Here is an 11,079-nt window from a genome sequence, read left to right on the forward strand (position 1 = left end):
TCCGCGATGTTTGTTATAGATGATTTTATAGCGGTTTTTATTCATTTTTATACCTTTAAAATATTCTTTGTTTTCTCTTGATAATTAAGGATGTATGTTTTGGTTTAAGATTTGGCTGTTGGGTTGCAGTTTGCTCACATGGAATAGTTTAGACTGAAGCCAACGCTGGTTTTTGGTGTACGGAAGTACTGTGGTTTGGATATGGGCTTGCCAGCAAATATGTCGTAATACCAGTTTCCGCCAGCTTTGATCTGTCCTTTGAAGCCGATTACAGCTCCGGCTAAGGTTTTTCCTAGCTGCATTTCAGTGGCTGGTCCTGCAACGTGGCCGACGTCTAACCCTAGATATATCTGTTGCCCTGACATGTATTGCCAGTTAAGGTTGTTGTTCCAATACCAGCCTCGTTCCCCCATCAGGGTCATTTCGCCATTAAATCCACGAACGGTATAACGTCCACCTATGGAAATCTGATCTTGGGTGATTAATGGTGTTTTGTTCCACTGGCTATGAAAGTTGCTGTCGTAGCTCAGGTGCTGTTTGCCCCAGGTAAATGGCAACATAAAGCCAATATCTGCACTGATAATTTTCATGCGTGAGGTACCCTCACCAAACTCTTCTTCAGGTGCACGCAAGCTGTTATTTGCTCCTGTGCCACGCTTGTAGCCTATACCGAGGTTAAGGATGGCATTGCCGATGTATTCCTGATGGTTTAAGTTGACTGCCCAGCCGGCAGTACGTCGTTGTTGCACTTCGATTTCGGCATCGTTAATGAAATTATGGGATTCTCGCCGCCATAATTTGGCAGTGGCATCGGTTTTACGGTGGCTGTTACGATACAACATGCGGGTAATGCTAATATCAGTATTATCGCTGTTTCCGCTGTAATCATAGTTTTCACTATAACCAGCTACAGCTTGGTGGTAGCGGTAATGGCTGCGGTTAAATGCCATTAACCAGTTACCAAGGGGGATGGAATAATGCAGTGCATAGCCATGAGTACCGCTGCCGGTTTTTCCTTCGTCGCTGAAATAGCTGTCTTTACCACCTAAATCATGGTTGTAGTTGATGTAGAATAAATCACTTAATCCCAATGGGTTATCTACTGATAGGGTAACGCCACCCTGATAGCGCCCGGTTGAATGGCTGCCTGAATCGTCTACGTTAAGACTTAATCGCGCAGGTATGGTACGTTGCGACCAGCTAATTACGATATCGCTCTGATTGGGTTCTTCTGCTGGCACAATCTGAATATCGGCTTCAGCAGTTGGAACACGACGCAGATTTTCCAGCCCCTGCTCTAGCTTGCGTAGATTCAGGATGTCTCCTGCTCTAACTGGAAATTCATTTTGTATATGGCGAATGCGTCCAACATGTGTGGTAGCAGCGCTATCCAAATTGTAGCGAATAGTATGGATACGCCCAGGAATAACATTTAGTTGTAAATTTCCACTGGTAAGATTTTGCGGGCTGGCCAAGATACGGGTTGTGGTGTACCCGCGTTCAATGACGGCATTTTGCGCCAATGTCATGAGTTGGTTAATAGCTTTGGGGCCTAAACACATACCGGGGACGAAATGACTCTGACGAATGGCTTTTTTTAAGGCAAACTGAAAACGGCTTGCTTCTTCACCAATTAAGCTGATGCTGTTAATGGCAAAGCAAGGGGTCTCGTCTGTTACTAGTTTGTCTGTCGACAAGTTTTGTTCTTCAGGCTGTAAACGCACATTAATATCAGGTTGCATTCGCTGCTGGAATTGTTGCTGACGCTGCTGCTCACGAATAATCTGCTGTTGCTGTTTTTGTTCCAGCTGTTCTGTCGTTGCGGACATTGGGGCAGCATAGGCGTGCAACAAGCCACAACCCAACAGGTTTAGCAATAGTGCAAGTTTTTTGATCTGCATTTTACACTTACTAAATGTTGTTAATATTAGTAAATTTTAACGGCATTGTGTACAGATTTCAACCTGATTTGTTTTAAACAGATAGAAATCTGCAATTACGTTTTGAGGCATATTAGTGCCGAAATCAGGGTAGATAAATGATAAGTGTAGGATAAAAATTTTACAGTCATTTGATTTCTGTATAAATAATCTTGTTGTAATTTAAGAATTTATTAATATTAAAAATATGGTGTGAAAGAAAAAGGTTATTAGTTAAGTTAGTTTTTTATGTCTATTTTTGCTGGTTTTTTATTACAATATTGCGTATTTTCATTTTATTTAGTTTTTTTATGTTTGTTTTATTTAAAATTAGCAATTTTATTGCTAATTATTTGTACTGATATAAGATTGTCTGTTTAAGCTTAGAAAACAAGATAAAAAAAGCCGGACTGTATGTCAATCCGGCCAGTTTTAGTCTATATAGTTACGTTACAGACAGGGCTAATTAAATACTTTAAAGCGTTCGGTATCATCAATAAAGGTTTTTTCAGGAAATGGGGCTTCATTGGAACCGAAAGGCATCATTGCTCGTAGTTTCCAGCTATCCGGTATCTGCCATTCTTTGGCGGCAGCGGCATCTGGCAGCGGGTTATAGTGTTGTAAGCTGGCGCCGATATTGGCATTGGCTAGTGCCGACCAGACAGCAAACTGTGCAATGCCACTACCCTGCTCTGACCAAATGGGGAACTGCTCAGCATAACTGGGATATTGCTGTTGCAGGCTAGCAATGGTTTGCTGATCTTCGTAAAATAATACTGTTCCAATGCCGGCAGCGAAGCTATTGATCTTGGTCTCGGTGGGCGCAAATTTGTCGGCTGGAACAATGGCACGCAATTCATTCATGACAATCTGCCAGAATTTTTCACTTTGCTGAGCAAACAGGATTACCACTCGTGAGCTTTGCGAATTGAAGGCAGATGGTGACAGTTTTACGGCCTCTTCTATCAAGGCAGTAATTTGCTCGTGTGTCTGAGAAACATTTTTACCCAATGTATATTGGGTACGACGTTTTTCGATGGCTTCTATCAATGTATTTTTCATTTTATTTCCTTTATCCTTTTGTAATTAAATTATAAATGTGATTCATGTGTACATTGCTATACTAACGGAAAAATGTCAATCTACCCAGCTTTATCTGACTGTACAATAGATATACTTTTACGATGTTTAATTAATTTTGTTGTTATAAAACAATATTTAATGAGCAGAAATAACTGAAATTCGTTATGTTGGGGGTGCTTTTGACTGGTGGTTACGCAGCATTTCCTCGCAGGAATTGATTTCTTTCAAGTTGTTTATTGGTGCTAAATTAGTTTAGGAATCTGGTTGTTTTTAATCTATTTTTTTAAATAATTACGGTTGTTTGATTAGGTTAATTATCGCAGCAGGCACATGTACTAGGGCTGGTTTATGGTTTCTTGCTAAAGTTGGGCTTTTAAATTCAATTTTGCAAAATCTATTTAGTGGCTTTTAATTTGCTTTAAATGTTATTGGGAGTTTGTATTGCGCTGCACTTTGCTCTGGGTTTGTTTTATATGAAGTTAAGTTATCTATGTCATATTGATGACAAGGTTCTTTGCTTAGTGTGGAGTCTTGCAATTTGACTTTCGATTATGTTGTATGATTAATAATGCATTACGTTATCTATTATGTTAATGGGTTGGTTAATATATATTTTATCTGTTAAGAAATATAAGGGTTATAATGGTTAATTTGTTGTTATAGCTTAATCAATTATGACTTTGCCTATTTCTTCTGACGAGCTCCAGTTAAATATTAAATCAGATTTGGTTTTACGGGTTGGTAAAATTTGTTTAGCAGCAGGCACAGGTAGTTTCCGCATTAAGCAGTCAATGCGACATGTTGCTCATATGCTTGGGGTAGAAAATCAGGCACATGTTACGCTGACGGAAATTAATTCAACCTGTCGCTGTGGTAAGCAGTTTAAAACCGAAGTCACTAATATTCAGGGTGTGGGTATCAATACTCATAATATTCAGTTACTGGAAACGTTGTTACTAGATATACAGACTCGTTATCAGCATATGAGTGAAAGTGAACTTATTCGCTATTTCGATCAGTCTTTGGCAAAAATTGAAAATCAGCCAGCTCTTTATAGTTTACGCCAGTCCGCATTATTTGCGGCTATTGCCTGCTCTTCTTTTACTTTTCTAATCGGTGGTGGTTTGATTGAGATGCTGGGTGTGCTGATCGCTTCTGGTTTTGGGCAGGCATTACGACGCACTTTATTACACAAGCACTTGAATCAGTTTGTGGTCACTATGCTGGCTGCTGCTGTGGCTTCAAGTCTGTATTTTTTGATTATTGGTGTTAGTTATTTATTATTAGAAGTTAATATTCAGCATACTGCTGGCTATATTGCTTCTATGCTGTTTCTTATTCCCGGCTTTCCGCTGATAACAGGTGTGCTGGATTTGGCTAAGCTGGATTTTTCCTCCGGCATTCAACGAGTAGCCTATGCGATGACTGTAATTTTTTGCGCTACTTTTGCAGCTTGGATGGTTGCAGCCGGTATCCATATGGCACCGGAAGCTATGCTTACTCCTAATCTTTATCCTGTCTGGACTGCTTTATTCCGTCTGATTGCCAGCTTTTTGGGTGTACTTGGGTTTTCTCTGCTTTTTAACAGTCCGATTAAAACTGCGTTGACGACGGCCTTTATTGGGATGTATGCCAATACTCTGCGTTTGGAATTAATCGATTTTACCAATATTCCTATTCAAGCCGCCGCTCTGGTTGCAGCATTTGTGGTTGGTATTAGTGCCTTTTATTTTAGTCATCTCTGTAAATGCCCACGCATTGCTCTATCGATACCTGCGGTATGTATTATGGTGCCCGGTATATATATGTTTCGTGCCATGTATTTTGTACAGCAAAACGATATTATTAGTGCTATTAACTGGGGCACACAGGCTATGCTTATTGTTTTGGCTTTGCCGTTAGGTTTGGTATTGGCACGGGTTTGCACAGATAAAGAATGGGCTTTTAATCAGTTACCTGCTGATGATAGAAGGTAATTTGTTTGTTTTTTTGCTCTAGTTTATTCAGTTCTGTATTTAAGCAGAAGGATAAAATAAGAATTTTATGTTTTGCGAAAAGTTACTTGCGCATTTAGAAATAAAAAAAGATATCTAATTTCTTAGATATCTTTTCTCGGAATTTTGGTGCCCAGGAGAAGACTCGAACTTCCACACCATTGCTGGCACATGGACCTGAACCATGCGCGTCTACCAATTCCGCCACCTGGGCTTATTTTCTACCGCAACTATGATTTCGCTGCGTTTAGCTGAGCTGTGCATTATATATTTTTGGTACTATTTGTCAATAGCAATACGGGCATCAAGAATAATAGCTGTTGATTGGCAAGAGAATTTTCTATTGTTGTAAAATATGTTGTCAATTAGATTGCTTATATGAAGGTATTTTGTTGGTTATGGGTATAGCCAATGTGATATAAATATTTTAATCATTATGTATATACTCATGTTGTGGTATATGTTTATATAAATCTTGGTTTGTATGGGCTTACAGCTTTCAGGCAGCCCGCAGATTTTTCATAATATTATGCTTTAATTGGTTATGATTTTGGCAGTCATTAAGCTTTGTTGTTTTAAATGCTACTCTGTTCTGTTTTAGTTTATGATGTTATGCTTTAAAAACAAAGTTTGAGAATGGCATTTAAAAATTTAAGTGCTTTACGAATGTTTTGAATGAAAAAAAGATATCTAAGAAATTAGATATCTTTTTTTCAGAATTCTGGTGCCCAGGAGAAGACTCGAACTTCCACACCATTGCTGGTACATGGACCTGAACCATGCGCGTCTACCAATTCCGCCACCTGGGCTTTTGCATATATTGCAAGTTTCAGTTAAAGTATGCCTTTAACTGAGGAAACGCATTATATCTTCTCTAAAGAGATTGTCAATACCCTATGAAAAAAAAATCGGATTTACGCCATCAAGACCCTTATTTGCAACGAGAACTACAACGTTATTCTAATCCCCTGCCCAGCCGCGAGTGGATTATCGCTGTTTTGGAAAAGATTGGCATCCCTGTCAGAATGGCTGAGCTGGCACAAAAACTCAATATTACGAAAGAAGAAACAGTTTTTTTTGAACGGCGTTTAAACGCTATGGCGCGCGACGGACAGATTTTAATTAATCGCCGTGGTGCTGTTTGTGTAGCTAATAAGCTGGCACTGGTTAAGTGTCGTGTTGAAGTACATAAGGATGATTTTGGTTTTGCCGTGCCGTTGAATCCGGCAGATGGTAGTGATTTTGTGCTTTATACCCGTCAAATGCGCGGGTTGATGAACGGGGATATTGTTACAGTACGGCCGGCAGGTACTGACCGGCGTGGACGACGCGAAGGCCAAGTACTGGATGTGATTGAACGCGCTAATCAGGATGTGGTTGGCCGGCTAGCTATTGAACATGGTGTAGCGATGCTGGTACCTGAGGATAAGCGTCTGGGTGCCAGTATTGTGCTACAGCCTGATTCTCTTGGTAAGGCCAAAACCGGGCAGGTTTTAGTGGCCAGAATTGAGTCTTATCCGAATGCAACACAAGCCGCTGTTGCTCGAGTTACTGAAATTTTAGGTGATTATGCTGATAGTGGTATGGAAATTGAAATCGCTGTACGCAAACATCATTTACCATATCAATTTAGCCGTGAATGTCTGGCTCAGGCGGCAAAAATACCTGATCATGTTACAGCTGCTGAGCGCAAAAATCGGGTTGATTTGCGTGAACTGCCTCTGATTACTATTGATGGTGAAACTGCACGAGATTTTGATGATGCTGTATATGCGGAAAAAATTGGCCGTAATTACCGTCTGGTGGTAGCTATTGCTGATGTCAGCCATTACGTTCATCCTGATGATGCTATTGATCATGATGCTCTGGAGCGCGCTACGAGTGTGTATTTTCCGCGCCGGGTTATTCCTATGCTGCCAGAAAATCTCTCTAATGGTATCTGCTCGCTTAATCCAAATGTGGAACGTCTGTGTTTGGTTTGTGATATGGTGATTACTTATGCCGGCAATATTAAAAGCTATGAATTCTATCCGGCTATAATGCGTTCTCATGCACGGCTTACTTACACGCAGGCATGGGACTGGATTAGTAATGATCAGTTTGACGACCCTATGAAAACGCATGTACTGAGTTTGTACCGGCTGTATCAGATTTTACTGAAAAAGCGTTTGCAACGTGGTGCTGTGGAATTTGAAAGTATCGAAACTCAGATGATATTTAATCAGCAGGGTAAAATCGAACGTATTGTACCGGTTGAACGTAATGAGGCTCATCGTCTGATTGAGGAATGTATGCTGGCAGCCAATGTCTGCGCAGCTGAATTTCTTAAGCAGCATAAACACCCTGCTCTATACCGTAATCATGCTGGCCCAACCAGTGAACGGCTGAGTACGTTGCGCGAGCAACTGGCTTTACTTAGTCTGCAATTAAATGGTGGTAATAATCCTACGCCAAAGGATTATGCAGATCTAAGTGAAAAAATCAAAGAACGTCCAGATCGTAGTGTCATTAGTGTTATGTTGCTGCGATCTATGCAGCAAGCAGTATATGAACCGCAAAATATAGGCCATTTTGGTTTGGCTTATTCGGCATATACGCATTTTACTTCTCCGATTCGGCGTTATCCCGATTTGACGGTGCATCGTGCTATTAAGGCAATTTTACAGCACAGACAGTATCAGCCAAAATCATGGACTGAGTTAGGTGTACATTGCTCTCTGGCGGAGCGTAAAGCTGATAATGCCAGCCGTGATGTTGAAAACTGGCTGAAAACTTACTATATGCAAGACAAAATTGGTGAGGTGTTTTCTGGTACGATTTCTGGTATGGCAAATTTTGGTCTGTTTGTTACTTTAGATAATGTTTACATTGATGGTATGATTCATATCAGTGATCTGGGTGAGGATTATTTCAATTTCCATCCTGAACTGATGGCAATTGTTGGCGAACGTAGTGGTATTCGCTTTAAGCTTGGTGACAAGGTTATGGTGAAAGTCGCTCGTGCTGATCTGGATACTAGTCGGATTGATTTGGTACTGATCAGCTCTAGTAGTGGCAAGCGATCTCAGAAAAAAAATACACAAAAGGTTCAGAAACAATTTAAGGCAGCTGTTAAAAAACCGCGCAAAGCAGTTAATAATAAGCAAAAAGATTCTAGAACTAAACCGGCATCAGGCCAGAAAGCCCACGTAACGAGTACTCGCAGCAGATCAGGCCGGAAAAGATCCTGATTTTGTTTAATGGCTATTAATTAGGTTTTAGCTTAAGGCAATTTAGCTGTCTGCTGATAATCTGTTTTATATTCTGTAACAATGAATTCGTTATTTTGGGTTTATAAAGGCTTTTATTAGGCGCTTTTTGCTGGCTGCTTTTATTGGTGTATTTAAAAGTTTCTGTAATGTATGCCTGTGATTCAATTATTGTATGAATGGTTTGCTCCTGTATAGGAAGGCAATATGCAATTTGTCGATAGCTACTTATATTTTGGGGCTTATGGATAGTAGTTTGGAGTTTAAGCGATTATTAGTGTTGTGCTCTTGAGCTATATTATGTTGTCTCAATTCAGTTTCTGAGAATGCATAGCTTTATATATTTGAGTTATCAGTTCATTTTTTTATTGTTATGCTACTGGACAAGCGTGATTTTATCGGCTGTTCATGACTATAAATTTTACGAAAAAACTGAAGCCTGCAATAACAGGCTTCAGTTTTTATTAAGTATTTATCTGTAATAAGCTAAATACTTTTCAAATATAGGTTTATATTTAAACTATCTGGCTTATTTGTTTTTACCGGTAGCAGAAGCAATAGCCAGATTCTCGTTGCGATTCAAGGCAACGCTGGTAACGCCTTCTGGGAATACCAGATCAGACAGGTGGCGGATTTCACCGGCACGAATGGTGGCAACATCCAGTTCCATCACAGCAGGAATGTCTTTCGGTAATGCATTCACTTCTACGCTGGTAGCTAATAGGGATACGCGGCCACTCTGCAATTTTTCTGCTGGAGAAATAGCTGCATTCAACAGATGTAATGGAACACGGATATTGATGGCTTTATTTGCATCAACAGCCTGAAAATCTATATGTTGTACTTGCGGTTTAAATGGGTGCATCTGGAAATCACGTACGATAACGTCGTAAGTTTTACCATTAACGTCCAGTTTGATGATAGCAGTATGGAAAGATTCTTTTTCCAGTGCATACCATAAGGTACGGTGATCTACAGTAATAGCTACCGGTTCGGTGCCTTCACCGTATAATACAGCCGGTACTTTACCTTCGCGACGCAGGCGGCGGCTCGCACCAGTGCCCTGAGCTTCACGGATTTCTGCTTTAATTTCGTAAGACATAACTACTCCAAGGTTGTAATGCCATCATCGGCCGCGACCAGCTTAAGATGGCTTTTGGGGATTAAGGGAGAAACATTGCTCCCGGTATGGCCACATCCTCATTAAAAAGATATGACACAGATTCTTCGTTGCTGATACGGCGTACAGTTTCTGCCAGCAAGCCGGAAATGCTTACCTGACGGATTCGCTCGCATTTTTGTGCAGCTTCAGATAATGGAATGGTATCGGTTACTACAACCTGATCGATTTCTGATGAGGCGATACGTTCGATTGCTGCGCCGGAAAATACTGGATGAGTCGCATAGGCCAACACGCGTTCTGCACCACGCTCTTTTAATGCTGATGCAGCTTTACATAAGGTATTGGCGGTATCAATCATGTCGTCAATAATCAGGCAGGTGCGATTCTGGATTTCGCCGATAATATTCATCACTTCAGCCACGTTGGCTTTTGGCCGGCGCTTATCAATAATGGCTAAATCTGTACCCAGCGTTTTGGCTACGGCACGAGCACGCACTACGCCACCAATATCAGGACTAACTACGGTCAGATTATCAATGCGTTGCTTTTCAATATCGTGCACTAATATAGGAGTGGCATAGATATTGTCAACTGGAATATCAAAAAAGCCCTGAATCTGGTCGGCATGCAAGTCAACGGTGAGTACTCGATCAATGCCGGCAGAATACAGCATATTGGCTACCAGCTTGGCAGAAATCGGCACTCGAACTGAGCGAGGACGACGATCCTGACGTGCATAACCGAAATAAGGTATGGCAGCGGTAATCCGGCCGGCAGAAGCGCGTTTAAGCGCATCAGCCATAGTCAGGATTTCCATTAAATTATCATTGGTTGGTGCGCAGGTAGGCTGTACGATAAATACGTCACGACCACGTACATTTTCAAGTAATTCAATTGCGATTTCGCCATCAGAGAATTTTCCTACGGAGGCACGTCCCAGAGAAATATCTAAATGTCTGGCTACGTTATTAGCCAACTCTGGGTTTGCATTGCCGGTAAACACCATCAAACTGTCGTATGCTGCCATTTCTGTTGTACCTGAGTCCTGTTTAGGTTTGGTTTGGTTTGTATGAGGTAGATTAAACATTTAATCCAAGGCTTTCATATCACCACTGACGCTGGTGTATCTGTCATTTAAACAAGTAGTGTAATCAACTGAGCAAGGTAGTTTACGCCTTTTTCTCTCAGTCTTTATCTATTTACGTTACTTTTAAATTTAAAAGTAATAACCACTTCTTTGAAAAAAGATTTCCCAGTATGTGCACTGGTTAGCTACAAGTATCAGGGTTGATACGGATTTAATCAATGGATTTTGCTAATGCCTGATCGTAGCATGGCAAAATAGTAACACCTTTTCTGTTACTAGGATTGAATCTGCGTTGTGTTTTTTAACCTTTCAATCAGTCTATCTATAAATAGTGAAAGCTGTTTATACATACTGGAGCATTATTATGCTTGTATGAATTTCCATCTATCCGGCTGGGCGCATTATATCACTTCTGGTGATATACATACGCTCTTATGTAACAATTTGTCATTTACACATTAAATAAGCGTGTAAGTAAACTTACACGCTTATTTAAATTGGCTGGGGAGGTAGGATTCGAACCTACGCATACCGGAATCAGAATCCGGGGTCTTAACCACTTGACGACTCCCCAAAAGGGTCTACTACTTAAATACTCAAATGTGGCTGGGGAGGTAGGATTCGA

General features: G+C 40.7%; 6 protein-coding genes and 4 tRNA genes (1 of these 10 only partly in view). 2 read left to right on the plus strand and 8 right to left on the minus strand.

Annotated features, from left to right (window positions below):
- Positions 1-134 precede the first annotated feature (134 nt).
- Positions 135-1,901, minus strand: coding sequence for a ShlB/FhaC/HecB family hemolysin secretion/activation protein (locus J6578_RS06145; protein ID WP_180296253.1), 1,767 nt, complete (start codon positions 1,899-1,901; stop codon positions 135-137).
- 480 nt (positions 1,902-2,381) lie between these two features.
- Entirely contained in the window at positions 2,382-2,981 is a 600-nt protein-coding gene (locus tag J6578_RS06150) for a nitroreductase family protein (protein WP_093090320.1), read from the minus strand.
- Between the two features lie 695 nt (positions 2,982-3,676).
- On the opposite strand from J6578_RS06150, the gene J6578_RS06155 reads away from it, so the two are divergent.
- Positions 3,677-4,978 carry a threonine/serine exporter family protein gene (locus tag J6578_RS06155; RefSeq protein ID WP_287954120.1) on the plus strand — a complete coding sequence of 434 codons (1,302 nt, stop codon included), beginning with the start codon at positions 3,677-3,679 and terminating at the stop codon, positions 4,976-4,978.
- A gap of 145 nt (positions 4,979-5,123) precedes the next feature.
- On the opposite strand, the gene J6578_RS06160 is transcribed toward J6578_RS06155, so the two are convergent.
- Positions 5,124-5,210 (minus strand) — tRNA-Leu (locus tag J6578_RS06160).
- Positions 5,211-5,718: 508 nt separating this feature from the next.
- Positions 5,719-5,805: transfer RNA gene (locus tag J6578_RS06165), tRNA-Leu, on the minus strand.
- An 87-nt stretch (positions 5,806-5,892) separates the two neighbouring features.
- Here J6578_RS06165 and rnr point away from each other — a divergent pair.
- Complete coding sequence (gene rnr, locus J6578_RS06170) at positions 5,893-8,226, plus strand: ribonuclease R (RefSeq protein WP_093090316.1); 2,334 nt, start codon at positions 5,893-5,895, stop codon at positions 8,224-8,226.
- A gap of 547 nt (positions 8,227-8,773) precedes the next feature.
- On the opposite strand, the gene J6578_RS06175 is transcribed toward rnr, so the two are convergent.
- From J6578_RS06175 to J6578_RS06190, 4 genes are all read right to left on the minus strand, one after another.
- Positions 8,774-9,346, minus strand: a complete 573-nt coding sequence (locus tag J6578_RS06175) for a 50S ribosomal protein L25/general stress protein Ctc (protein ID WP_037407564.1) — start codon at positions 9,344-9,346, stop codon at positions 8,774-8,776.
- A gap of 61 nt (positions 9,347-9,407) precedes the next feature.
- Complete coding sequence (locus J6578_RS06180) at positions 9,408-10,394, minus strand: ribose-phosphate pyrophosphokinase (protein WP_080701815.1); 987 nt, start codon at positions 10,392-10,394, stop codon at positions 9,408-9,410.
- A gap of 558 nt (positions 10,395-10,952) precedes the next feature.
- Positions 10,953-11,028: transfer RNA gene (locus tag J6578_RS06185), tRNA-Gln, on the minus strand.
- A 29-nt stretch (positions 11,029-11,057) separates the two neighbouring features.
- A tRNA-Gln gene (locus tag J6578_RS06190) sits at positions 11,058-11,079 on the minus strand (it continues 154 nt past the right edge of the window).

The organism is Snodgrassella sp. (genome assembly GCF_024103505.1).
Lineage (GTDB): Bacteria > Pseudomonadota > Gammaproteobacteria > Burkholderiales > Neisseriaceae > Snodgrassella > Snodgrassella communis.

Coding starts and splice junctions, on each gene's coding strand:
- J6578_RS06145 (WP_180296253.1), bottom strand. CDS start 1,901: ATGCAGATCAAAAAACTTGCACTATTGCTAAACCTGTTGGGTTGTGGC.
- J6578_RS06150 (WP_093090320.1), bottom strand. CDS start 2,981: ATGAAAAATACATTGATAGAAGCCATCGAAAAACGTCGTACCCAATAT.
- J6578_RS06155 (WP_287954120.1), top strand. CDS start 3,677: ATGACTTTGCCTATTTCTTCTGACGAGCTCCAGTTAAATATTAAATCA.
- rnr (WP_093090316.1), top strand. CDS start 5,893: ATGAAAAAAAAATCGGATTTACGCCATCAAGACCCTTATTTGCAACGA.
- J6578_RS06175 (WP_037407564.1), bottom strand. CDS start 9,346: ATGTCTTACGAAATTAAAGCAGAAATCCGTGAAGCTCAGGGCACTGGT.
- J6578_RS06180 (WP_080701815.1), bottom strand. CDS start 10,394: ATGGCAGCATACGACAGTTTGATGGTGTTTACCGGCAATGCAAACCCA.